The 22,702-nt window shown below is 36.6% G+C and carries 24 protein-coding genes, 1 pseudogene and 1 other annotated feature; of the genes and pseudogenes, 18 read left to right on the top strand and 7 right to left on the bottom strand.

The window, feature by feature from the left end:
* Window positions 1-25 precede the first annotated feature (25 nt).
* A complete protein-coding gene (locus tag MKY90_RS25730) occupies window positions 26-469 on the bottom strand; it encodes a DUF3978 family protein (RefSeq protein WP_131246983.1) in 444 nt (147 codons plus the stop codon).
* A gap of 414 nt (window positions 470-883) precedes the next feature.
* Here MKY90_RS25730 and MKY90_RS25725 point away from each other — a divergent pair, with 414 nt between their 5' ends.
* From MKY90_RS25725 to MKY90_RS25705, 5 genes are all read left to right on the top strand, one after another.
* Entirely contained in the window at window positions 884-1,498 is a 615-nt protein-coding gene (locus MKY90_RS25725) for a DedA family protein (RefSeq protein WP_002143668.1), read from the top strand.
* 402 nt (window positions 1,499-1,900) lie between these two features.
* The gene (locus tag MKY90_RS25720; RefSeq protein ID WP_002067963.1) at window positions 1,901-2,146 is read left to right on the top strand and encodes a helix-turn-helix transcriptional regulator; all 246 of its coding nucleotides are present in this window, start codon (window positions 1,901-1,903) and stop codon (window positions 2,144-2,146) included.
* Window positions 2,136-2,843, top strand: a complete 708-nt coding sequence (locus MKY90_RS25715) for a DUF3169 family protein (protein ID WP_033728257.1) — start codon at window positions 2,136-2,138, stop codon at window positions 2,841-2,843. The genes MKY90_RS25720 and MKY90_RS25715 overlap by 11 nt, the downstream gene beginning before the upstream one ends.
* 42 nt (window positions 2,844-2,885) lie before the next feature.
* Window positions 2,886-3,938 carry a site-2 protease family protein gene (locus tag MKY90_RS25710; protein ID WP_341093300.1) on the top strand — a complete coding sequence of 351 codons (1,053 nt, stop codon included), beginning with the start codon at window positions 2,886-2,888 and terminating at the stop codon, window positions 3,936-3,938.
* Window positions 3,939-4,023: 85 nt separating this feature from the next.
* On the top strand, window positions 4,024-4,164 hold the full coding sequence (locus MKY90_RS25705; protein WP_000404757.1) for a DUF3985 family protein: 141 nt from the start codon (window positions 4,024-4,026) through the stop codon (window positions 4,162-4,164).
* A gap of 225 nt (window positions 4,165-4,389) precedes the next feature.
* Here MKY90_RS25705 and MKY90_RS25700 read toward each other — a convergent pair whose 3' ends face one another.
* The gene (locus tag MKY90_RS25700; protein ID WP_002143660.1) at window positions 4,390-4,776 is read right to left on the bottom strand and encodes a DUF3938 domain-containing protein; all 387 of its coding nucleotides are present in this window, start codon (window positions 4,774-4,776) and stop codon (window positions 4,390-4,392) included.
* A 341-nt stretch (window positions 4,777-5,117) separates the two neighbouring features.
* Window positions 5,118-6,011, bottom strand: coding sequence for a YitT family protein (locus MKY90_RS25695; RefSeq protein ID WP_000530031.1), 894 nt, complete (start codon window positions 6,009-6,011; stop codon window positions 5,118-5,120).
* A gap of 274 nt (window positions 6,012-6,285) precedes the next feature.
* Here MKY90_RS25695 and MKY90_RS25690 point away from each other — a divergent pair, with 274 nt between their 5' ends.
* The 3 genes from MKY90_RS25690 to MKY90_RS25680 all read left to right on the top strand — a co-directional run bounded on the left by MKY90_RS25690 (window position 6,286) and on the right by MKY90_RS25680 (window position 8,477).
* The gene (locus MKY90_RS25690) at window positions 6,286-6,570 is read left to right on the top strand and encodes a hypothetical protein (RefSeq protein ID WP_002015967.1); all 285 of its coding nucleotides are present in this window, start codon (window positions 6,286-6,288) and stop codon (window positions 6,568-6,570) included.
* Window positions 6,571-6,598: 28 nt separating this feature from the next.
* Window positions 6,599-7,381, top strand: coding sequence for a membrane protein insertase YidC (gene yidC, locus MKY90_RS25685; protein WP_002191109.1), 783 nt, complete (start codon window positions 6,599-6,601; stop codon window positions 7,379-7,381).
* 130 nt (window positions 7,382-7,511) lie between these two features.
* The gene (locus MKY90_RS25680; RefSeq protein WP_063218087.1) at window positions 7,512-8,477 is read left to right on the top strand and encodes a hypothetical protein; all 966 of its coding nucleotides are present in this window, start codon (window positions 7,512-7,514) and stop codon (window positions 8,475-8,477) included.
* 246 nt (window positions 8,478-8,723) lie between these two features.
* Here MKY90_RS25680 and MKY90_RS25675 read toward each other — a convergent pair whose 3' ends face one another.
* Window positions 8,724-8,948, bottom strand: a complete 225-nt coding sequence (locus MKY90_RS25675) for a hypothetical protein (protein ID WP_341092882.1) — start codon at window positions 8,946-8,948, stop codon at window positions 8,724-8,726.
* A gap of 166 nt (window positions 8,949-9,114) precedes the next feature.
* Window positions 9,115-9,351 (top strand) — a binding site (T-box leader).
* Window positions 9,352-9,416: 65 nt separating this feature from the next.
* On the opposite strand from MKY90_RS25675, the gene MKY90_RS25670 reads away from it, so the two are divergent.
* From MKY90_RS25670 to MKY90_RS25660, 3 genes are all read left to right on the top strand, one after another.
* A complete protein-coding gene (locus MKY90_RS25670) occupies window positions 9,417-10,730 on the top strand; it encodes an APC family permease (protein WP_002143658.1) in 1,314 nt (437 codons plus the stop codon).
* 111 nt (window positions 10,731-10,841) lie between these two features.
* On the top strand, window positions 10,842-12,026 hold the full coding sequence (locus tag MKY90_RS25665) for an MFS transporter (RefSeq protein ID WP_002129783.1): 1,185 nt from the start codon (window positions 10,842-10,844) through the stop codon (window positions 12,024-12,026).
* Window positions 12,027-12,103: 77 nt separating this feature from the next.
* Window positions 12,104-12,277: a hypothetical protein gene (locus MKY90_RS25660; protein WP_002034605.1), complete on the top strand. Its 174-nt coding sequence runs from the start codon at window positions 12,104-12,106 to the stop codon at window positions 12,275-12,277.
* 180 nt (window positions 12,278-12,457) lie between these two features.
* Here MKY90_RS25660 and MKY90_RS25655 read toward each other — a convergent pair whose 3' ends face one another.
* On the bottom strand, window positions 12,458-13,216 hold the full coding sequence (locus tag MKY90_RS25655; RefSeq protein ID WP_002034606.1) for a TrmB family transcriptional regulator: 759 nt from the start codon (window positions 13,214-13,216) through the stop codon (window positions 12,458-12,460).
* Between the two features lie 208 nt (window positions 13,217-13,424).
* On the opposite strand from MKY90_RS25655, the pseudogene MKY90_RS30485 reads away from it, so the two are divergent.
* The 5 genes and pseudogenes from MKY90_RS30485 to MKY90_RS25635 form a co-directional block, all read left to right on the top strand.
* Window positions 13,425-14,477 (top strand): annotated as a pseudogene (locus MKY90_RS30485) (cache domain-containing protein); the annotation flags it as partial.
* A complete protein-coding gene (locus MKY90_RS30480) occupies window positions 14,472-15,425 on the top strand; it encodes a methyl-accepting chemotaxis protein (RefSeq protein WP_445661558.1) in 954 nt (317 codons plus the stop codon). The pseudogene MKY90_RS30485 and the gene MKY90_RS30480, both read left to right, overlap by 6 nt.
* 77 nt (window positions 15,426-15,502) lie before the next feature.
* On the top strand, window positions 15,503-15,805 hold the full coding sequence (locus MKY90_RS25645; protein WP_002089423.1) for an MTH1187 family thiamine-binding protein: 303 nt from the start codon (window positions 15,503-15,505) through the stop codon (window positions 15,803-15,805).
* 48 nt (window positions 15,806-15,853) lie between these two features.
* Window positions 15,854-16,099, top strand: a complete 246-nt coding sequence (locus MKY90_RS25640) for a YusU family protein (RefSeq protein WP_001290599.1) — start codon at window positions 15,854-15,856, stop codon at window positions 16,097-16,099.
* A 310-nt stretch (window positions 16,100-16,409) separates the two neighbouring features.
* On the top strand, window positions 16,410-17,327 hold the full coding sequence (locus MKY90_RS25635) for a proline dehydrogenase family protein (protein ID WP_088044972.1): 918 nt from the start codon (window positions 16,410-16,412) through the stop codon (window positions 17,325-17,327).
* A 22-nt stretch (window positions 17,328-17,349) separates the two neighbouring features.
* Here the strand turns inward: MKY90_RS25635 and MKY90_RS25630 are convergent, their stop codons facing one another.
* The gene (locus MKY90_RS25630) at window positions 17,350-18,189 is read right to left on the bottom strand and encodes a D-alanyl-D-alanine carboxypeptidase family protein (RefSeq protein WP_098168788.1); all 840 of its coding nucleotides are present in this window, start codon (window positions 18,187-18,189) and stop codon (window positions 17,350-17,352) included.
* A gap of 260 nt (window positions 18,190-18,449) precedes the next feature.
* Window positions 18,450-18,584: a YuzL family protein gene (locus MKY90_RS25625; RefSeq protein ID WP_078204912.1), complete on the bottom strand. Its 135-nt coding sequence runs from the start codon at window positions 18,582-18,584 to the stop codon at window positions 18,450-18,452.
* Between the two features lie 237 nt (window positions 18,585-18,821).
* Here MKY90_RS25625 and MKY90_RS25620 point away from each other — a divergent pair, with 237 nt between their 5' ends.
* Both MKY90_RS25620 and MKY90_RS25615 read left to right on the top strand, forming a co-directional pair.
* Window positions 18,822-21,203 (top strand): 3-hydroxyacyl-CoA dehydrogenase/enoyl-CoA hydratase family protein, encoded by a 2,382-nt coding sequence (locus tag MKY90_RS25620; protein ID WP_341092874.1) that lies wholly within the window; start codon window positions 18,822-18,824, stop codon window positions 21,201-21,203.
* A gap of 21 nt (window positions 21,204-21,224) precedes the next feature.
* Window positions 21,225-22,397: an acetyl-CoA C-acetyltransferase gene (locus tag MKY90_RS25615; RefSeq protein ID WP_001206332.1), complete on the top strand. Its 1,173-nt coding sequence runs from the start codon at window positions 21,225-21,227 to the stop codon at window positions 22,395-22,397.
* The last annotated feature ends 305 nt before the right edge of the window (window positions 22,398-22,702 follow it).

Here is a 22,702-nt window from a genome sequence, read left to right as displayed (position 1 = left end):
TCTCCTTTTACTTATTGTAGTAGTCTTACATACAATGAATTTGTAATCCTCGTAATGCTTGATTGACATTTTCATCTAATGTTTCAAAGAAGGTAGTAATCTTTGTATTACATTTGTTGTTTTTATCGATAAGTAATCTTTCATTTAATAAAAGCTCACCATGTAGTCCAAAACTTTGAACTCGAATATTTAGTTCATCTTCAGTTTCAGAAATAATCGGTAAGAAATAGTGAAAAGCTTTTGTTGGAATGATGTAGCTTTTGCCAATCATGCTTTCTTGATTTGAATTAACCCATTTTCTCGTGACGATCTTAATGTTCTTTTTTGAAACGATAAAAGACAGCATTGTAGATTTTGTTAAACTTACGTCAAATTCATTTGTTTCACATATTTGTAAATTAAAAACGGTTTCATTTTGATGAGATTCAACATTCGTATTAATAAAATCGTGCATTTTATAAGCTTCCATTTCTTATTCACCCTTTTTTCAATTTCGAAAAGCGATTTATATTTATTCAGTTTAATGTTTAGTCATATATTAGCTAAATTTTTCAACAAATTCCGATATAATCTTACAATACGTATATGAAGCTAATATGAAGTTCATATGAGTTTGTGGTGGTTTTTTATAGAGAACAAAATAAAGTGGTTTTCGAGAGTTAAAAACTGGATGGAAAATGTATATTAATGGATTTCCTTCGCGTGATATATAGTTGTTAGCTTGTTTTTTAATGCTAATAGATATAAGTAAATAGAGAACAAAAAACTTTAGAATGAGCCTTACAAAAATGTAATAAAAATGTAAGCTATTGTGATAGTTATTTCGACAATTTTTTTATACAATAATAGTAACAAGTTGTACGTGAATGAAAGGGGAGATGACATGGAATGGGTTCATGAATTATTTCAGCAATATGGGTATTATGTAGTACTTGTAGGCCTGCTGTTAGAATATATTGCACTTCCGTTTCCGGGAGAGCCAACATTAGCATATGCGGGGTTTTTAGCACAGAAGGGTGATCTAAGTTTACCTATTTTAATTATCCTATCCTTTATTGGGACAAGTGTAGGAATGACGATTCAATACTTTTTAGGGAATAAGCTTGGTATGCCTTTTGTTCAAAAATACGGGAAGTACGTATTTTTAACACAAAGAAAAATTGATTTAACGAGAATGTGGTTCGATAAATACGGATATTTCCTTATCTTTATTGGCTTCTTCATTCCTGGTGTACGTCATTTTACAGGATACTTTGCAGGTATCATTAACTTACCGTTTCGCCGCTTTGCAATTACAATTTATTCAGGTGCTTTATTCTGGGTATCGTTCTTCTTAATTGGCGGCTACTGGTTAGGTGGTAACTTACATGATATTTTCGGATTACTAGGAGATCATATCGGCAAAATCATTTTCGGAGCGATTGTCATTGTAGCAATTACGTTAAGCATTCGTTTCCGCAAGCAACTAAAACGAGTATTTTTACAAAACGCAAGTTAATATGGAATCCATTCTATGTCAGATTTTAGGGAGGCAGTGCAAAAGCACTGCCTTTTTTATCGTATTTTCCAGTTTGCTTTTATTTTTCCATCGATACCGTAACCGGTGGCTGGTATATAATACGTTCCCGTTCTATTAGGTGAAAGTTCATACGTATCGTCGCTTAGTTCGGAAAGGGGTTCATATTTATTAAATTCACTAGAAAAGCCAGTGCTATAACCTTGGTAGGTGCTATTTTCAGTAATAAGGAAATTTATGTTGACCTCAATTATGTAGTTCTTGAAGACTATTATATACGTTATGTTTAGTATAATATATATTCGTTTTTGACATGTATCTACGTCAAAGTGACAATTATAATTGACAAAGATAAGTATATTATTTACAATTTTAATTAAATAAATGAAAAAGAGGGAAGACATGAAGCTTCAAAATCGAGTGAGGGAATTTCGAGCAAAGCACCGTTTATCACAAGGGGATTTAGGGAAAGCGATTGGCTCATCACGGCAAACCATTAGTTTAATTGAGCGCGGAGATTATGCACCATCTATTGTGTTATCGCTAAAAATCGCACAAATTTTTGGAGCGCCAGTGGAGGAGATATTTATGTTGGTGGAGGGGGAAGAGGACGATGAAGATGAAGAGTAAACGAAAAAAACAATTTGATTTTGTGGGGAAAATAGCATTAAGTATGATGGGTGGCTTTTTAACATCTTATATAGCTTTAAATTTACTCTCGAATGAACCGAGAGAATTATCATCTAATACATTTATAGGTGTATGTACTATTTTTGGAATCTTAATGATGTACTACACTTGGAAGAATACACGTATGTTAGCGGAGGCACGCGATGAAGAAGAGAGCGTACAAGGCAGAAAATTAGGCATTATAAGTATATATTTACGTGTAGGTGATATAGTTACGCAGGCATGGTTTGTATATGCAGTTATTACATGTAGACGTGCACTGTTACAGGATACAAATGTGTCATTTGCAGTGTGGAATTTAGTAGCTTCTATTGTCTGTTTAACTATTGTAGTGGTTATCGGGCTCATAACAAAAAATCGTTATAATAAGCTATATCCTGAACAAGGTGTAACATATATGGAATCTATGAAAATGTGGACGAAAAACGCAGATGAAGGATTAAAGCACATTGTGCATGAGGCTGGATATAAAGCATATGAATTTACGAATACAATATTGGCATATGTATGGTGGGCTGCCGTTATATATACAGCGGCTAGTGATATCGATTTTGTATTAATTGGCTTAATCTCATTTATTTGGATATTGCATCTCGGAAAATTTATGTACGAAATGCAGAGAAAAATGATTTATTAAGGGGAGAAAAAGGTGGATATTTTAAGAAGGCCAGCTGGTTCCATGACGGCGGCGCTAGTTCTGTCCATTTTATACGGAGTAATTCGAACTGGGAAATTAGAAGTAATGTTGAATATATCGGCAGTATTTGGAATTGTATTATTAGTGTTAGCCATTCATGAGCTAGGGCACGTAGTATTTGGTTTGATAGGTGGTTTGAATTTTAAATTTATGACAGTAGGACCTATCACTGTTCAAAAAGAAAAGGGGAAATTACGCATTCGAGAAAATAAATTATGGGCGTACTTTGGTGGTGTGGTGATGTTAGCACCGTCTTCTATAGAGACACCGAACCTTTCAAAGAAATGGGCGTGGATGACTTTAGGCGGACCAATTATGAGTTTATTATTCGGTATTACTTCAGGTTACATATACATGGTGAGCTATTATCAATATCTTTTATATTTTTCCGTTTTCCACTTTGTGATTTTTGCAGTTACAATCGTGCCGATAAAAGGAACGCTTCTGAGTGATGGCATGCAATTTCTCATTTTAATTAAAGATGATGAAAAAGCTAAGCAACATTTATATACGATTCAAATATCGAGTGAGTTATTTAGTTATAAAAGACCGAAAGATTGGGATGAGAGATTAGTAGAACTTAGTGAGGAAAAATTAAAAGAGGATAAAAGTATAAGAGAGATAATGAGCGGACTTATGCTCGTCTTTTATGCCCGAGCTGATCAAAAGGGAATAGAAAGAGCGATACCGTATATAGAACAAATTGTTCAGCTATCTGTAACGAAGGAAAATAGATTTTTCGTTGGTAGTTTTCATAGTTGGTATCTTTTATATAAAGCTCTTTATCAGATGGATAGCCTTTCTCTGCAAGAAGCAAAGGAACATGCAAAGGCCATTACCAAAATGGATTTAAACGGATATTACCGTACACAAGGAATTATTAAATATTTAGAGGACGATATGGAAGCTTCCCGCATTTATATGAAGAAAGCTGATAAAGAATTGGAGAGTGCTGAGAAGAGTGGAATGGGATATTTACAAGTAGAGAGAGGATGGTTTGAGCAGCTACAGGCGAGGGTATCTTACGATGGGTGAGGTATCCTCTTTTTTATATGTCATCTTATTCGATTTCATAAAAAACGAAGTACAGGTAGAATAAAAGAGATAGGAGGAGATACATATGGAAATTTTATCGATTATTTTGATAGTCTTGCTCATTTATGCTGTTTTTAAAGTGGCGTATGTAGCATTAAAGATACTCGCGATCCTATTAATTATCTTTTTAATCGTTGAGTTCGGCAGTAAGTTACTTGGGGGATAGGCATGTTGTGCGTTTTGAGTGTCGAACCGTCGATATAATGAAAAAATCGCTGATATAAGTGGAGAAACGATCGATATATTTTAAAAATCGTTGATATATTTAATTGAATACTAAGTGGGGTATATGGGAAAGAAGTTGCCGTGGAGGTAACTTCTTTTTATTTTGGTGATGGGGTATGAACAGGAAAGAACAGTAAACAAAAAAGCTGGAAGAATTTCTTCCAGCTTACGAGTTACTTTCAATTTGACGACCATTTTCTTCTTCAGTGTCCTGTAATAGATTGAATACGTCTGCTAGGCAGAATGCGATAAACCAAGTCCATAGACCGTGGAAGAAAGCTGAGCTTAATTGAAGTGGTAATGTATAGTTTGTCATTGAGTAGGAAATACATCCACCAACGATTCCGATCATTGTTAATAACATTGTTTTTTGAGCATTTTCTTCTGGATTGAAGAGGAAGAAAATGTATCCGCCTAAAATTGAAGCGCTTACAAGGGTTTCGATTCCATTAAAAATGATATTCTCTCCAAGCTCTGTGTTTGTCCAGAAACAGATCACGCCGCCGCCGATCGCAAATAGGACAGCTAGTGTGTATCGTATATATTGATTCATATGTTCATCTCCTTATGTAATAAGATGATTTGGAAGTCAAAAAGGTAGGTATAGTATATTGAAGTGAATTTTAGTTGTACGTATCTTTTATAAAAAGATCAGTGAAGAATAACTAAGATGATCGGTTTTTTTTTAACCGTTACGTGTATGGTGTCTGAAATATACCCGACTGCTCGTTTCTTTTTGCTTATAAAAATAAGAGAAACTTCCAAGTCTATATACTCTTTTTTGTAAGTCTAGTTTTATTATAACATATTTAGTGATACAATAATAGAATTATCTGATTTTGTAATAAGTGTAAAAAATAAAAAACGCAAGGAATTGTAGTTCCTTGCGCTTTTTTATATACGTTTGAAACGGCCGACAATTTCAACTGTTTCAGTAATGTTCATAAATGCTTTATTATCCACTTGGCGGATAATACGTTTCATTTCGCCCAACTCGTAGCGAGTTACGACAGTGTAAATCATTTTTTTCTTATGGTTTGTATAGCCGCCGACAGCATCTACCATTGTTACGCCACGTATGCCGTGATGTAATAGTGAGCTTTTTATTTCCTCACCTTTTTCTGTAATTGTCATTATCGTTAATTTAATATGTTTTGTATGCACGGCATCAATTACTTTGCTGACTACAAACCGACTAATTAACGTATAAAGCGTAATATCCCATCCGAAAATAAATCCTGCTGCAACAAGTAAGATTAAGTTGAATCCAAAGATGATTGCTCCAATTGAAACATCGCGATGTTTCGCTACAATCAATCCAACAACATCAAAACCACCTGTTGAAGAAGCAAATCGGAATATGATTCCTGAGGCAGCACCGCAGATGACACCACCGAATACAGAAGACAGCAAAATATCATCTGAAACTTGGTGTACTGGGATAATGTTCATCGCTAAAGATGATACAGCCACAAAGTATGCCGTTAAAAAGGTTGTCTTCTTTCCTAAGTAAAAGTGACTTAAAATAAGAAGCGGAATGTTTAGTAAAAAGATAAGTGCTCCGATATTGTAGTGCATTAAATAACCGATAATCATCCCTACACCAGCGAACCCACCGCTAATCATATTATGCGGGATAAAAAACATATTCATAGAAATTGCATACAAAATAGAAGCTATAAAAATAACAACTAACTGTATGATGAATTCTAAATGAAATGTTTTAGCTGCTGGGAAGGATAAAAAGGCGGTGTCGGGAACGTAATCGGCGTCTCCTAGTTGACCCATAGTATGTTTCATCTCCATATTCATTTTTGATTACAAGAAGAGAATAAAGCTTTTTTCAAAAACTGGCAATAGTTTTATTATAATGCAAAAATTTTATAAATTTCTAACAAATTAAACCTATTCAAAGATACGTGTGAATATACTAAAGAAAGCGAATACATTGGTTTTCTAGCATAATTTTTTGAGAAAATATGCAAAAAAACTTTTGAGAACAAAAGGAAATAGAGAATGTTTGCTGAATATGCTAAAATGACTTTATTAAGGATGTGAAGCGATGGAATTTTTATTGCAGGATGCAATTCTATATATATCGTTTGTAACGACAGCGCTTTGTGTATTAGAAGTCTTTTTTCTTGCTAACGTTTCTCGCTTTGTGCGTCAGCAAGCATCGAGCGGTAGACAGAGAGCTTTTAAACTAGTAGATACGTGTGAAGAGGGTACAAGAAATGTACCGCTATTTTCTATTTTTTATAAATATGGAATGATTCGTTCTGTCCGCAGACAAGAATCGAGTGGAGAGAGTGACGAGGTAGGTCCGTATACACCAATGTTTCGCTAATTAATTACGAAACATTGGAGGAATGAACATGTTAAAATCATACCGAGCTAGGCTCATTAGTTTATCATTATTACTTGTTTTTGTTTTATCTGGCTGCAGCAATGCAGGTACAATTGATTCACATAGTACGGGAATTTGGAACCATTATTTCGTATATCCAATCTCATTTATGATTCAATTTGTTGCTCATCATATACCTGGAGCTAGCTTCGGGATTGCCATTATTATCATGACGCTCGTTATTCGTTCAGCAATGATTCCATTAGCTGTTTCGCAATATCGTAGCCAAGCGAAAATGAAAAAAATGCAACCTGAATTACAGAAGCTGAAACAGAAATACGGTGATGTGGGTAAAGATCTTGAAAAACAAAAGCAGTATCAAAAAGAAATGTCAGAACTAATGAAATCAGGCGGTTGGAATCCGTTAGCTGGGTGCTGGCCAATCTTTATACAAATGCCGATTTTCTCTGCTTTGTATTATGCGATTAGCCGAACTGAAGAGATTCGTACATCTTCATTTTTATGGGTGAACCTAGGACATGCAGATCCATATCATATATTACCGATTATCGCAGCGTTAACAACATTTATTCAAATGAAGGTGTTCCAATCAAATGTAACGCCTGGAGAACAAGTTCAAATGCTGAAAATACAGCAAATTATGATGCCTGCAATGATTCTATTTATGGGATTTGCGGCGCCATCAGGACTGGTGCTGTATTGGATTACAGGTAACTTATTTACAATGACCCAAACAATTGTATTAAGAAAAATAATGGAACGTGAAGAATTACAATTACAAAAAGCTTAGAAAAACGCCGCTCGTGATGAGCGGTGTTTTTTTATTTAAATCGTTAAGGAAATTTTAAGAAACCAACATTACTATTGGCATTGTATACGAAAGTGTACATGCTTTAGAAATATGAAGGAGGAAATTTCCTATGAAGAAGAAAACAGTTGGGTATGTAGCAATTGCAGGTGCTTTATCATTTGGAATTATAGGAGGAGCTTGCATACCAGCGTTTGCGGCAACGAATACTCCAGCGGCCGAGCAAGTTACAAAAGGAACTGCGAAGAAGAATTTAGATGAAGCGACAAAACAAAAAGTAAAAACAATTATGGACGATACAAAGAAACAATTAGAGGAACTAGGTGTGAAACTTCCAGAGAAGGAGAAACGCAAAGACATGCTTGCGGACTTAGATGAGGCGACAAAAGAAAAAGCGAAGTCGATTCTAGAGCAAGAAAAATCCGGGAAATTAACTCGCGAACAAGCAAATGAGGAATTAACAAAGCTAGGCGTGAAATTCCTAGATAAAGGTAAGCGCAAAGATATATTCGCGAATTTAGATGAGGCGACAAAAGAAAAAGCGAAGTCCATTTTTGAGCAAGAAAAGTCCGGAGCATTAACGCATGAGCAAGTGAAAGAGAAATTAAAAGAATTAGGCGTAACGCTTCCAGAGAAAGGGAAGCACGGTGACATGTTCGCGGATTTAGATGAGGCGACAAAAGAAAAAGCGGAAGCAATTTTGAAGCAAGAAAAGTCTGGAACACTAACTCGTGAGCAAGCGAAAGCGAAGTTGAAAGAACTAGGTGTGAAATTCCCAGAGAAAGGGAAGCACGGTGATATGTTCGCGAATCTAGATGAGGCGACAAAAGAAAAAGCGAAGTCTATTTTTGAGCAAGAAAAGTCCGGGAAATTAACTCGCGAGCAAGCGAAAGAAGAATTGACAAAACTAGGTGTGAATCTTCCAGAGAAAGGGAAGCATGAAGACATCTTTGCAAACTTAGATGAGGTGACAAAAGAAAAAGCGAAAGCGATTCTAGAAAAGGAAAAGAAACAATTAGCAGATTTAAATGTGGATCTTCCAAATCATAAATTTTTTATGAAAAAAGATGATAAATAATTGAACTATGTAGTATCTTTCGTGTGGGCAACCGAAAGGTACATACGACAAATGCGAGGACCGATTTCTGTAAGCAGAAATCGGTCCCTTTTAATGATTCATCCCGCATTAACGGGCAGTAAGACACCCACCTCAAAATTGGATTAGAGCAAAGAAGTTAGGTGGGAGATCAACTGCCCGTAAACGCCCGATTGGTGAAGGCTAATAATCAGTGGGAGATGGATAAAACCCCCATTGATTAAAGTTTCACTTTATCGAAATTCTTTTCATTGTTAGTATGTATCCAAAGATGCAGTAGAAGATTGCAAAACCGATAAACACTTTAGTATATTGGTATTTACCTAATACGTAGAAGGAAGAATCTGGTATAATAGCTACCGCTAAAATGCTATAACCAGGATACTTGTGCCTGTACATGATAGCGAATAGAACAGAAAGAAACGTAGCGATAATACAAAAAACAGCAATCATTATTGGTGCACCTCCTATATAGATTGTACCATTTTTAGGGAATTAGAGAAGTGTCGTAACTTCTGTTATAATATAAGAAGAGAAACATTTCTTATGTTATATAAAAAAATATATTGATTTTTTCTAACAATTCAATATAATGAACAATAACTAAAAAATTCGACATCAAGAAGTGATGATGAGGATATGATCAGTTTTTTACGATTATCAGAGAGGGAGGCCTTTGGCTGTGAGCTTCCTAATACGGGAAAATCGATTACCACCTCTGAACTGCAGCAGTGAACGGATATCTAGTAATTGCATGCCGGCAAAAACCGTTATTTAGACTTGAGAAATTGGTGAAGTGTGTCACTTTACTAATTGAAACAAGGGTGGAACCACGAATACAACACTCGTCCCTTTTTTAGGGAGGAGTGTTTTTTTATTTCATTTTTGCATCACACTAGAATTGGAAGGAGGATACGCAGCATGCATCATGATGAGAAAAACAAAATTGGTTTAACAGTAGCACTTTCTATCGTAGTAGGAACTATTATTGGGTCTGGTGTGTTTATGAAACCAGGGAGCGTATTAGATTACTCAGGGAGTTCTAATATGGCTATTCTTGCTTGGGTAATTGGTGGTCTGTTGACGTTAGCAAGTGGTTTAACAGTAGCCGAAATTGGAGCGCAAATTCCGAAAAATGGTGGGTTGTATACGTATTTAGAGGAGATTTACGGAAGTTTTTGGGGGTATTTATCTGGCTGGATGCAAACAATTGTTTATGGACCAGCTATTATTGGAACGTTAGGTTTGTATTTTAGTTCTTTAATGATCAATTTTTTCTATTTAGATAAAGTCTGGAATTTACCAATCGCAATTGGAACAGTTGTGTTCCTAGGCGTTATAAATAGTTTGGGGACAAAATATGGGGGCATCGTCCAAACGGTTACGACAGTTGGGAAGATGATTCCAATTATATTAATTGTTGTGCTAGGGTTTTGGAAAGGGAATAGTGATATCTTCAACGTAGTTGTACCGATATCAGAAAATCAAAGTATCGGGATGGCAATTTTAGCAACTTTATTTGCCTATGATGGCTGGATTTTACTCGCTTCTATTGGCGGAGAAATGAAGAACCCAACAAAGTTATTACCGAAGGCAATGACAGTTGGGATTTTAATTGTAACAGCTGCTTACGTGTTAATTAACTTAGCGTTATTAAATGTATTACCAGCAGCGAAAATTGTAGATCTTGGAGAAAATGCAACAGCGACAGCTGCGGGTATGTTACTTGGAGAATATGGCGGGAAAATTATTAGTATCGGTATTATCATTTCTATTTTCGGTTGTTTAAATGGAAAGATTTTAACGTTCCCACGTATTCCGATGTCGATGGCAGAGCGTGGACACCTTCCGTTTTCTAAGTTTATTGCAAAAGAAAATTCGAGATTTAAAACACCAGCAAATGCGATTACTGTTGAAATCATTTTAGGAATTATTTTAATGCTTATTAGTGATCCGAATAAGCTATCTGAGATTTCCGTATTCATTATTTATATTTTCTACGTAATGACGTTTATTGGTGTCTTCATTTTACGAAGACGTAACAAGGATAAAGAGCGTGCATATAGTGTACCGTTATTCCCGATTGTACCAATCGTTGCGATTTTAGGGTCATTGTTTGTACTTGGAAGTGCGATTATTAACGATCCGGTAAGTTGTTTCTTATCAATTGGAATGGTATTTACTGGACTTCCGGTGTATTGGTACTTAAATAAGAAGAAAGAAACTGGAGTTTAATGATTGAAGGGCAGGCATATAATATGCCTGCTTTTTTCGCTGTAAAAAAATTTGTACTTGCGTCCACTTTCTCTTTTGGTTACTATAATAGTAGTAACCAAAAGAGAAAGTGTGGGGAAAGGTTTGAATTTTCGTGTATATATTTTAGCTATTGCGGCTTTCGTAGTCGGAACGGTTGAGCTAATTATAGGAGGAACGCTTGATTTAGTTGCTAATGATTTAGGTGTGTCGATTAGTGCAGCTGGTCAGCTTATTACAATATTTTCAGTAGTATTTGCTCTATCGGGGCCAGTTTTATTAGCATTAACAGGCAAGTTTGAAAGAAAGAAATTGTATGTTGTGGCATTATCAATTTTCTTAATTGGAAATATCATTTCGGCATTTAGTGTGAATTACGAGATGCTAATGTTCTCGAGAGTAATTTGTGCAGCGAGTGGATCGCTTATTATTGCACTATCGGTAACACTTGCTTCTAGTGTAGTAGAGCCGCATTTCCGTGCGCGTGCAATTGGAATCATTTTCATGGGTATTAGTGGATCACTCGTACTTGGAGTACCGCTCGGTCTTGTGCTCGGAAATGCATATGGATGGCGTGCACCATTTGTATTAATTTCAATATTAACGGTTATGGCGATTGCTTGTATTTCATTGTTCTTAACGAAAGTACCAGCGACATCGGTATTATCAATAAGAGAACAAATTGCTACGTTAAAGGATAAAAAAATTGTAAGCGCACAGTTAACATCATTTTTATTTTTAACAGGTCATTTAACGCTATACGCATATTTAACACCGTTTTTAAAAGATGTGATGCATGTTGAAGCAAATTGGATTAGTGTGTTTTACTTCATTTTCGGAATTGCAGCGGTACTTGGAGGTGGCCTTGGCGGCTGGCTTGCTGATAAATGGGGATCGAAGAAAAGTATTATTTCCATCATTATCGTATTTGCATGTGCAATCTTTATGTTGCCGATGATGACATTCTCATTCCCGCTTTTCATTATTATGATGGGGCTTTGGAGTATGCTGAGCTGGGCAATTTCGCCAGCACAGCAAAACTATTTAATTGAAATTGCGCCAGAATCAGCTGGTATTCAGCAAGGTTTAAATAACTCTGCACTTCATTTAGGAATTGCACTTGGCTCAACAGTGGGCGGAGTTGTTATTGAGAAATCATCTGTTATATATAACGCTTGGGTAGGCGGCGTTTTCATTATATTGGCACTGCTTTGTGCGATTTTCTCTATTACGAGAGGACGCTCGAATCAGCTTACGAAAGAAGAATCTATCATTTGATAGGTTCTTTTTTGTGTAAAAAACTGCAGGGGTTAGTAGAGAAATGGAGAAGGGAGTATATAGCGAGGTGATAGTATATGGAGTCTAATTTTTCAATTATTGGTTTTCTAATTTCTTTAGTCCCATTATTTCTTATTATTTTTGTATTTAGATGGATTCGTTTCATCTATCAAAACTCTGAGAAACAAGTAGAGCAAAATGAGAAGATTATTGAGCTTTTGATGGAGATAAAGGAGCAAAAGAAGTCGTGAAATGAACGTTCTGTATTTACAAATCAAAACCATCCGAAAAACCAACTACATAAAATTAAATTAGCGAAAGCGTAAAAAAGAGCTGTACCAAATGAGTATGTAAAACTCCGTTTGATACAGCTTTTTTTGTATGAAAAATTATATTATCTATTCAAATGGTAGAATCGATTTTGGGATTTGTTAATATCTCAACTTCATCAACAATTCCTTAATTTCCTCATCCTGCATAAAGAGATCATGGTGCTTCTCTGTAATTTTCGCAAGTGCAACGTCATGATAGAAGAACTCCGTAAAGAACTTCACGAAAGGTTGTGACATTGTTTTCATCGCTTGCCATGATTCTTGCTCTACACCAGCAAATAAAATTTCACTATCGTCAACGATGAGTAGTAAATAACGCTCTAATGCGTTAGGTTCTTGAGCTGGGATTAAAAAATGCATGTTTTCTAAGTCAGTTTCCACTTTTCCAACTATGAGGGACTCGACTTGGACGCCTTGTTTTTCTTTTTGTTCTAGTAAAGGAAGATATTCTAAAAGGGTATCGTTCCATGCGGAGATGCGTATGGATTCTTTCGCATCTTCTATAAGTTGCCTACTTTGTACTTTAATAGAAGACTGCATTTTTAAACTCCAAACGCGGTCATCTGTAAATGATTTTTTAGAAATATTATTTTCAAGTTCTTTAATATTAGATTGGAATTCTGTCGTTAACTTTTCAATTGCTAGCTTGAGTGGTAATGCTGTATACAATTTTTTCTTTTCAGAAACAGAATCCATTACCATCCCTTTATCAATGAGTCGTGCTAACACTTCGTATATTTTTGCTTTTGGAACACCTGAATGTTTAACGATAGTTGTTGCATCTAATGGGTCATTGCTTGATACGACAACTTCATAAGCTTGGCTTTCATATTGTGAGAAACCGAATTTTTGTAGCATAGTTCCCTCCGAACGAATGAGATTATATGTTAAGGATAATGAACTATTTGTTTTTACACAAGTGTTGAGATAACAAGTAAGTTGATTGAAATGAGAATAAATTTCAATTTTTTAAACTATATGGATTGAGCTTTCTAATTTATCTATTATACTTAATATAGTGATTAATACGATTGAATTTTACCGAGAAGGGGATGCTTGAGGGAATATGTTGAGAAGTTTACGTTTAAAAATTGCAGTAGTATTTTCGGTACTTATTTCTATGATGTTCGTAATATTAGGTACAGCTATGTATCAATTACAGAAAGAAAAGGAAGTGCGTTCCTTAGACCAGTATTCTCAAAATACGATGGACCTTGTGACAGAGCAACTTACGACATTTGTTCAAAGAACTGATGAAGATATGGGGTATTACGCGAACAGTGAGATGATTCGTAATATGATTCAAGATGGGGTTACTCCAGAAGAGGAAGCGTTTTTAACGAAAGAGTTTGCAGAGTATAAAAAGAATCATCCCGGTATTTTAGATTTATATATTGGTACGAAAGATAAAAAAACATTAAGTGCCAATCTTGCTGAAGGTGGGCAAGTGCCAGAAGGATATGATCCAACGACAAGAACGTGGTATAAAGATTCAGAGGCTGATGTGAAAAGGGTTCATTGGGGACAACCTTCTTATGAAATTGCGACAGGAAAGTTAAGTGTAGGGGTTTCTAAAGCAATTACAGCTCAAGATGGATCTGTATTAGGCGTTGTTGCGATGGATGTATCGCTCGGAACAATTCAGAAATTGCTTCACAATATTCAATACAATAATGACGGAGAAATGTTTATTATAAATGATAAAAATATGGCTCTTGTTTATCCAGAAAAAGTAGGGAAAGATGTTTCTAAAGAGCCACTTATGAAGAGTTTAAATAAAGAGGTAACAAAATATGCTGTCACTACATTAAAAGGTGAAGATGTAGTTGTTTATAGTCAGTCATTTGATGCGATGAAATGGAAGATAGGAATCTTTTATCCGAAACAAACGATTGATGGATTGTTAAGTAGTACGAGAAATACAGTTATTATAATGGCGTGTATTAGTTTATTGATTGGAATAGTAGCATCATATTTATTCTCAAGAAGATTAGCAAGACCATTGCAACTATTAACAAATCACGTTCAAAAAGTAGCAGAAGGTGACTTAACGTTGCAAATGAAAGTGACAAGTAAGGATGAAGTCGGAGAACTGACAAATCATTTTAATCATATGGTTGAGCAAATGAATGAAATGGTAAGTAAAATTAAAAATAGTGTATCGACAGTACAGAAATCGACTCACAATCTGCATTATTTAACGAATGAAACTGTAGCAGCTAGTAGAGAAGTTTCAGGTGCTATGGATGATGTGAGCGGAGGCGCGTCTACTCTTGCTAATAGTGTAGAGGAGGTTTCAGAGCAACTTGAAAATATGGCGCAGTCGATGGGAGAAATGAATAGTTCCGTTGGTGAAATAAAGGGAGTGACTGGTAAGGCGGAAGAAGCGTCTAAGCAGGGACTCAATACGATGCGAAATTTAGTTCGTACAAGAGAACAATCATCTTCTATCGTTGTTCATACGGAAGAAGCGTCCGGTAAGTTAGAGCAAAGGGTTGGATCGATTCAAAATGTGGTAGAACTTATAAAAGGTCTTTCGGATCAAACGAATTTACTGGCTTTAAACGCTTCAATTGAAGCAGCACGTGCAGGTGAGCAAGGTAAGGGCTTTGCTGTTGTTGCGGAAGAGGTTCGGAAATTAGCTGAACAATCAAAAGAGGCAACGGGTGAGATTACAATAATGATTAGCGATGTGCAGTTAGAAGTAAAGCGAGTTGTAGAAGTTGTAAGTAAATTGAAAGACATTGCGGATATACAAAATAAAGTTACGACAGAGGCGGAGACAGAATTCCGCACAATTATGTCAGTTGTAAATACTATTAGTGCCTCAGTTGAAAAAATTGTAGAAGAGGTAAATAACATAGGTCACGAGCAAGAAGAAATTACAGAAGTTATGCAAACAATTGCTAGCACGAGTCAAGAGAGTGCGGCTGTTTCTGAAGAGGTAAATGCAGCAACTGAGTCACAAGTGAATCATTTAGAAAAAGTAGCTCATACGATGGAAAGTTTGACAGAGAATATGCAGGACTTAGAAAGATTGGTTGAGCAGTTTAAAGTAGAAGAGTAACGTATTAGTAAAATGATGAGAATTTCGGTAAAATAGACAATGGATATATAAGAAGCAGTAATAGGAGGAAGATTATTATGGCAATTGTTGATGTATCGATTATTCCAGTAGGAACAGGTAATCCAAGTGTTAGTGAATATGTAGCAGAAGTACAAAAGGTACTAGAGAAAAATGCTGATCGCGTGAAGTATCAATTAACACCGATGAATACAGTAATTGAAGGAGATCTTCCTGTCATTTTAGAAGTCATTCAACAAATGCATGAAGTTCCATACACGAAAGGTGCACAGCGCGTTGCGACAACAATTCGTATCGATGATCGCCGTGATAAAGTAAGTACGATGGAGAAGAAATTAAACTCTGTTCAATCAAAATTATAAGAAAAAGCAGCGATCTTCGCTGCTTTTTTCATATAGGAGGAAAATAAGATGAGTGAAAAGTTTAATGAGCAGTTTGATGGCTTGTTAGAGAAATACACGGAACTATTACTTGGAGAGAGCAACGAAGAGCGAAAAGAGCAGGTACAGAAATGGGCACTTTATTCTTATATGGCTAAGACGATGCCAGCTTTAGTGAAACATTGGAATGAGACGTATCCAGATGCAAAAGAAGAGATGGTACAGTTAATTACGAATATTAAAAAGCTGAATGATGAAAAGCGAAATGAGAAGTAAGAAGGCTTGAGATAATGTTACTTCAAGTTTTTGTTATTAATATCCTTATATAATTTACATGAAATATAAATGGTTTTGTGAGCATGTCGAATATTTTCGGTATGCTCATTTTTTCCCTAGTAAACCCGTTTTTTCTGAATGTCGAAAAATATTTTCTTCATATTTACAAACGAGAATATAGGGTTTTAAATGTTTTGATAGTATTTTATAAATTATCTAAATAATTATTTGTATCAAATAATTTTAAACAATGATATAATTTTGAAGAGGGGTAAAAAACAGATAAATTATAGTCGTAGGGGTGAATTACATGGAACAATTAATGCGAAATTCGTTTCTTTTCTTATCTAAAAATAAAGCGCTAACAAAACTGGCTAAAAAGTACGGTTTACGCTTTGGTGCAGGTCGCTTCGTCGCAGGGGAAACGATTGAATTAGCGACAGCTGCAATTAAAGCATTAAATAAGCAAGGTCTTTGTGTAACGATCGATTATTTAGGTGAATTCGTTGATAACGAAGCGGAAGCAAATGAAATGGCTAGCGAATCGATTGAAGCGATTCGTGCAATTGGAAGAGAAGGTCTTAATTCGCAGCTTTCTTTAAAGATGACTTCTATGGGATTAGATATTTCTGACGAAATCGTAATGAACAATATGCGCCGTATTTTAGAAGCTGCAAAAGAAAATGGTGTGTTTATTACAATTGATATGGAAGACTATACGCGCTGCGGAAAAACAATTGATATCTTTAAACAGTTAAAATCTGAGTACGATAATATTGGTACAGTTATTCAAGCTTACTTATATCGTACAGAAAAAGATATGGAAGAATTAAATGCTTATAGTCCTAATTTACGTCTTGTAAAAGGAGCTTATAAAGAACCTGAAGAAGTAGCGTTCCCAGAAAAGAAAGATGTAGATGACAATTATAAAAAAATTATTAAAATGCACTTATTAAATGGAAATTACACTGCAATTGCTTCACATGACGAAGCGATTATTGAATATACGAAAAAACTTGCGGAAGAACACAACATTCCAAGGGATCAATTTGAATTCCAAATGTTATTTGGTATTCGTACAGAGCGTCAACTTGAGCTAGTAAAAGAAGGTTACAAAATGCGCGTTTACGTGCCTTATGGAAACGACTGGTATGGCTATTTCATGCGCCGTCTAGCAGAACGTCCAGCAAACGTTGCGTTCGTATTAAAAGGTATGATCAAAAAATAACCAAGGAGAAAATACTCCTTGGTTATTTTAATTGCTGAAATGCGTAGTGCGCCATTTTCTTCGTATCAGGATATAGCTGCGTACGAGTAGAAGATAACACGACGTTAATGACGCGTTTACCGTCTTTTTCATCAACTGTTACGACTGTGTATTTTCCGAGAGCTGATAAACCGCTTTTACTTCCAATTGCATATGGATCATCATATAGTTCTTCCCGTCCATAGTTTGCGATTTTCGGAGAACGCTCTGAAGTATGTAGTGTTGTATGTATTGAATTCATATATTCTAAAACGATCGGATACTTCAAGGCTTCTTTCGTAATAATAGCAATGTCATATGGTGATACTTTATTTCCAAGTGCATCAGCACCGCTTGCGTTTTTGAAAGTCGCATGTTTTGTCCCAAGTTCCTTCGCCCTAGCGTTCATCATTTTCACAAACTCATTTTTTGATCCTGCGATATGTTCTGCAATTGACTCAGCGATTGGGTCTGCACTAATAATAAGCATAAGTTTTAATGCCTCATCACGTTTTAATTTTTCACCCGCGTGAAGCTTAATCTTCTTACTTTGACTTTCCGTTTTAATCGCATTCTCTGTAACCGTAATTTCTTCATCTTCTTTCACATTTTCTAGTAAGAGTAAGGTAGTCATCATTTTCCCTATACTAGCCGGATAAGAGCGTTCATCTTCCCGTTTTCCATACAAAATTTCACCTGTGTCTGCATCGATTGTAATCCCGTATTGCCCAGTAATGTTAGGCTGATCTGCTCTTACAACTTGTTGCCTTTGTGCATAAGAGAAGAAAATCATCCCTGTAAATAGTGTGGCAATCATTACAATCATAATTATTGTTCGTTTCATCGTCGTTCCCTCTTTTGTTTTCCATATGTACAAATAAATTGGGCAGAAAAAGCAGCCATTAATCATTATGCCACGTTCTCTGCCCAAAAATATACCGTTATTTTTCGCCCATATTATGCTTCTTGCCCCGCATTAACGGGCAGTAAGACTCCCACCTCAAAATTCGGCTTGAACAAAGAAGTTAGGTGGGAGGTCAACTGTCCGTAAAAGCCCGATTGGTTCAACTAATAATCAGTGGGAAAGAACAAAAGCCCCACTGATTAAAGTTTCACTTTATATTGTTGGTTATTACTTTGACGCCCTTTTTCAACACCGCGATTATGCGGACCTGCATTTCCAGTTACACTTGCTGCGCTAATTCCAGCTTTTGAAGGGTTCTTCTTAAGTTTTGCCATATATATTCCTCCAGTTTCGTCAGATTATAAAAAGGAAAAGTGCATTTTGATGAAGAAAATACACATGTATAGCATAGCCAAATGAAAGAAATATATTTATTTCAGAAAATTTTATCAATAAATATATTGCGAAAATTCAAACTGTATCATATATTTATTAGTAGAGGCTCACTCATTGATTGCGACTTATGTCGAAAAATTGAATGAGCATTCATTCAAGAATAGGGGGAGAAATGGATGTTCCAAATTAAAAAGGCTGCTGTTCTAGGTTCAGGCGTAATGGGTTCAGGGATTGCGGCACACTTAGCTAATATTGGTATTCCGACATTATTGCTTGATATTGTACCACCTGCGCTTACGAAAGAAGAAGAGGCGAAGGGACTTACATTAGAACATAAAAGTGTGAGAAATCGTTTTAGTAATACGGCTGTGCAAAAACTATTAAAGCAAAAACCAGCTCCTCTGACAGTGAAAGGAAATTTAGCACTGATTGAAGCAGGTAACTTAGAAGATGATCTTGAGCGTCTAGGTGATGTAGATTGGATTATTGAAGTAGTAGTTGAAAACTTAGATATAAAGAAGAAACTATTTGAAAAAGTAGATGCTGTTCGTAAACTAGGCTCAATTGTGAGCTCAAATACATCAGGCATTTCCGTTGAAAAAATGGCAGAGGGTCGTTCAGACGACTTCCAGAAACACTTCTTAGGAACACACTTTTTTAACCCACCACGATATTTAAAACTTCTAGAGGTAATACCGACGAAAGAAACTGATCCACAAGTATTAAGCTTCATGAAACTATTTGGCGAAGACGTTCTTGGAAAAGGCGTTGTTATCGCAAAAGACACACCAAACTTTATTGGAAACCGCATCGGTACGTATGGCTTGCTTGTAACATTGCAAGAAATGATTAAGCGTGGCTATAGCATTGGAGAAGTTGACTCTGTAACAGGTCCATTAATTGGTCGTCCGAAGAGCGCAACGTTCCGTACATTAGATGTTGTTGGTTTAGATACATTCGTACACGTTGCAAATAACGTATATGAAAACGTACAAGAAGAAGAGCGTGATGTATTTAAAGTACCAGCTTTCATGCATGACATGCTTGATAAAAAATGGCTTGGAAGCAAAACAGGTCAAGGCTTCTTCTTAAAACAAGGAAAAGAAATTTTAGAACTAAATCCTGAAACGATGGAATACGAAGCTCGCAAAAAATTAAAAGCTGCATCTATCGAGTTAAGTAAACAAGAAAAAGGTTTATCGAATAAATTGAAAGCGCTTGTATACGCGAAAGACCGCGCAGGAGAGTTGTTATGGAACATCATCACACCAACTCTTTTATACTCTGCAAAACTTCATAAAGAAATTGCTGACGATATCGTTGCAATTGACCAAGCGATGAAGTGGGGCTTCGGCTGGGAGCAAGGACCATTTGAAGTTTGGGATGCAATCGGCGTTGAAAAGTCCGTTCAAAAGATGGAAGAAAACGGCGTAGTTGTTCCGACTTGGGTGAAAGAAATGTTAGAGAAAGGTTTCACTACTTTCTACAAACACGATAACGGAGATAGCTACTATTACGATAATGGCGAATATAAGCTAATCGAACGCAATAAAAAGGCAATTTCTCTTAAACAATTAAAAGCGAAAAATGGCGTATTAAAGAAAAATAGCGGAGCGAGCTTAATCGATTTAGGCGATGGTATCCTTTGCTTAGAATTCCATTCGAAGAGCAATGCAATCGGTATGGATATTACGCAAATGATTAATTACGCTGTTGATGAAGTAGAAAAGAATTATAAAGGTCTTGTTATCGGTAACCAATCGAAGAACTTCTGCGTTGGTGCGAACCTAGCAATGATCTTAATGGAAGCACAAGATGACAACTACTTTGAAATTGAGTTGGTTGTGAAAAACTTCCAAGATGCAATGACGAAAATTAAATACTCTTCTAAGCCAGTTGTAGCGGCGCCATATGGTATGACGCTTGGCGGAGGTACAGAAGTTTGTTTACCAGCAGCGAGCATTCAAGCTTCTAGTGAGACTTATATGGGCTTAGTAGAAGTAGGTGTTGGCTTAATCCCTGGCGGAGGCGGTAACAAAGAGTTATACATTAAACACTTAAACAAAATGGCAAACGGTGTAGAATTCGACTTACAAAAAGTTGCGAATAAAGTATTCGAATCTGTAGCGATGGCGAAAGTTTCTACATCAGCACAAGAAGCTGTATCGAACAACTTCTTAGGCGATAAAGACGGTATTAGTGTGAATGGTGATCACTTACTATATGATGCGAAACAAAAAGCACTTTCTTTATATGAAGCAGGTTATAAAGCACCTATCCGCAAAAAGATACCAGTTGTTGGTGAGACAGGATATGCAGCGCTTGTACTTGGTGCAGAGGCAATGCATTTATCAGGTTACATTTCTGAACATGATCTGCACATTGCGAAGAAACTGGCATATGTCATTGCGGGCGGAAAAGTGCCGTACGGAACAGAAGTTGATGAGCAGTATTTATTAGATGTAGAACGTGAAGCATTTATTAGCTTAGTAAGTGAGATGAAATCACAAGCAAGAATGCAGCACATGCTTGTAAAAGGAAAACCATTACGTAACTAATAACGAGGGGAGATATCGTTCATGAGAGAAGCTGTCATTGTTGCGGGAGCAAGAACACCAATTGGAAAAGCAAAGAGGGGTTCATTAAAAACAGTTCGTCCTGACGATCTAGGGGCGTTAGTAGTAAAGGAAACGTTAAAGCGTGCGAATTATGAAGGGCCAATAGATGATTTAATTTTCGGTTGTGCGATGCCAGAAGCAGAACAAGGTTTAAATATGGCTCGTAATATCGGCGGGCTAGCAGGACTTTCTTACGATGTTCCAGCTATTACAATTAACCGTTACTGTTCTTCAGGTTTACAAAGTATCGCTTACGGAGCAGAGCGCATTATGCTTGGTCACTCTGAAGCTGTATTATCAGGCGGAGCGGAATCAATGAGTTTAGTTCCAATGATGGGGCACGTTGTTCGTCCGAACAGTCGCCTTGTAGAAGCTGCTCCAGAATATTATATGGGTATGGGACATACAGCAGAGCAAGTTGCTGTGAAATATGGAATTTCTCGTGAAGAACAAGATGCATTTGCAGTAAGAAGTCATCAACGTGCTGCGAAAGCATTAGCTGCAGGGAACTTTGCGGATGAAACAGTATCTGTAGATGTGACGTTACGCTCTGTTGGATCAAACAACAAACTGCAAGAAGAAACAATCATTTTCGCACAAGACGAAGGTGTAAGAGCAGAGACGACGCTAGACATTTTAGGTAAATTACGCCCAGCATTTAACGTTCGCGGTTCTGTAACGGCTGGTAACTCTTCACAAATGAGTGACGGTGCAGCATCTGTACTATTAATGGATCGTGAAAAAGCAGTGAGCGATGGCATGAAGCCACTTGCAAAATTCCGCTCATTCGCAGTAGCTGGAGTACCACCAGAAGTAATGGGAATCGGCCCAATTGCTGCAATTCCGAAAGCGTTAAAATTAGCTGGTTTAGAGCTATCTGATATCGGTCTATTTGAACTAAATGAAGCATTCGCTTCTCAATCTATCCAAGTTATTCGTGAACTTGGTCTAGATGAAGAAAAAGTAAACGTAAACGGCGGTGCAATCGCACTTGGACATCCACTTGGCTGTACAGGAGCAAAACTAACACTATCTCTTATTCACGAAATGAAACGTCGCAACCAACAATTTGGTATCGTAACAATGTGTATCGGCGGCGGAATGGGAGCAGCGGGAGTGTTTGAATTACTATAAAAAAAGTGGAAGCGGCTCGCTCAGAATGTGAGGGGGATGGAGCTTCAGACGAAGAGGCGCTGTTTGCCTCGTAGGAAGAAACGAAGCCACCGAACATTCTAGCCGCTGGAACTGGATTATATAAAAAGTGCAGGTGGCTTGCTTAGAACAGGAGGGCGTTGGAAGCCCTGACGAAGAGGCGCTTTTTGCCTCACAGGAAGGGGTGAAACGACCGACTGTTTTAGCCACTGGAACTGGATTATATAAAAAGTGCAGGTGGCTTGCTTAGAACAGGAGGGCGTTGGAAGCCCTGACGAAGAGGCGCT

This window comes from Bacillus sp. FSL P2-0099 (genome assembly GCF_038007445.1).
Classification (GTDB): domain Bacteria; phylum Bacillota; class Bacilli; order Bacillales; family Bacillaceae_G; genus Bacillus_A; species Bacillus_A mycoides.
Note: the sequence above shows the minus strand (reverse complement) of the source record. Positions and strands in the feature narration are given on the sequence as shown.

Coding starts and splice junctions, on each gene's coding strand:
- MKY90_RS25620 (WP_341092874.1), top strand. CDS start 18,822: ATGTTCCAAATTAAAAAGGCTGCTGTTCTAGGTTCAGGCGTAATGGGT.
- yidC (WP_002191109.1), top strand. CDS start 6,599: ATGTTAAAATCATACCGAGCTAGGCTCATTAGTTTATCATTATTACTT.
- MKY90_RS25640 (WP_001290599.1), top strand. CDS start 15,854: ATGAGTGAAAAGTTTAATGAGCAGTTTGATGGCTTGTTAGAGAAATAC.
- MKY90_RS25710 (WP_341093300.1), top strand. CDS start 2,886: ATGACGGCGGCGCTAGTTCTGTCCATTTTATACGGAGTAATTCGAACT.
- MKY90_RS25690 (WP_002015967.1), top strand. CDS start 6,286: ATGGAATTTTTATTGCAGGATGCAATTCTATATATATCGTTTGTAACG.
- MKY90_RS25720 (WP_002067963.1), top strand. CDS start 1,901: ATGAAAAAGAGGGAAGACATGAAGCTTCAAAATCGAGTGAGGGAATTT.
- MKY90_RS25730 (WP_131246983.1), bottom strand. CDS start 469: ATGGAAGCTTATAAAATGCACGATTTTATTAATACGAATGTTGAATCT.
- MKY90_RS25630 (WP_098168788.1), bottom strand. CDS start 18,189: ATGAAACGAACAATAATTATGATTGTAATGATTGCCACACTATTTACA.
- MKY90_RS25635 (WP_088044972.1), top strand. CDS start 16,410: ATGGAACAATTAATGCGAAATTCGTTTCTTTTCTTATCTAAAAATAAA.
- MKY90_RS25625 (WP_078204912.1), bottom strand. CDS start 18,584: ATGGCAAAACTTAAGAAGAACCCTTCAAAAGCTGGAATTAGCGCAGCA.
- MKY90_RS25725 (WP_002143668.1), top strand. CDS start 884: ATGGAATGGGTTCATGAATTATTTCAGCAATATGGGTATTATGTAGTA.
- MKY90_RS25645 (WP_002089423.1), top strand. CDS start 15,503: ATGGCAATTGTTGATGTATCGATTATTCCAGTAGGAACAGGTAATCCA.
- MKY90_RS25615 (WP_001206332.1), top strand. CDS start 21,225: ATGAGAGAAGCTGTCATTGTTGCGGGAGCAAGAACACCAATTGGAAAA.
- MKY90_RS25675 (WP_341092882.1), bottom strand. CDS start 8,948: ATGATTGCTGTTTTTTGTATTATCGCTACGTTTCTTTCTGTTCTATTC.
- MKY90_RS25715 (WP_033728257.1), top strand. CDS start 2,136: ATGAAGAGTAAACGAAAAAAACAATTTGATTTTGTGGGGAAAATAGCA.
- MKY90_RS25660 (WP_002034605.1), top strand. CDS start 12,104: ATGGAGTCTAATTTTTCAATTATTGGTTTTCTAATTTCTTTAGTCCCA.
- MKY90_RS25680 (WP_063218087.1), top strand. CDS start 7,512: ATGAAGAAGAAAACAGTTGGGTATGTAGCAATTGCAGGTGCTTTATCA.
- MKY90_RS25700 (WP_002143660.1), bottom strand. CDS start 4,776: ATGAATCAATATATACGATACACACTAGCTGTCCTATTTGCGATCGGC.
- MKY90_RS30480 (WP_445661558.1), top strand. CDS start 14,472: ATGGTTGAGCAAATGAATGAAATGGTAAGTAAAATTAAAAATAGTGTA.
- MKY90_RS25695 (WP_000530031.1), bottom strand. CDS start 6,011: ATGGGTCAACTAGGAGACGCCGATTACGTTCCCGACACCGCCTTTTTA.
- MKY90_RS25670 (WP_002143658.1), top strand. CDS start 9,417: ATGCATCATGATGAGAAAAACAAAATTGGTTTAACAGTAGCACTTTCT.
- MKY90_RS25705 (WP_000404757.1), top strand. CDS start 4,024: ATGGAAATTTTATCGATTATTTTGATAGTCTTGCTCATTTATGCTGTT.
- MKY90_RS25655 (WP_002034606.1), bottom strand. CDS start 13,216: ATGCTACAAAAATTCGGTTTCTCACAATATGAAAGCCAAGCTTATGAA.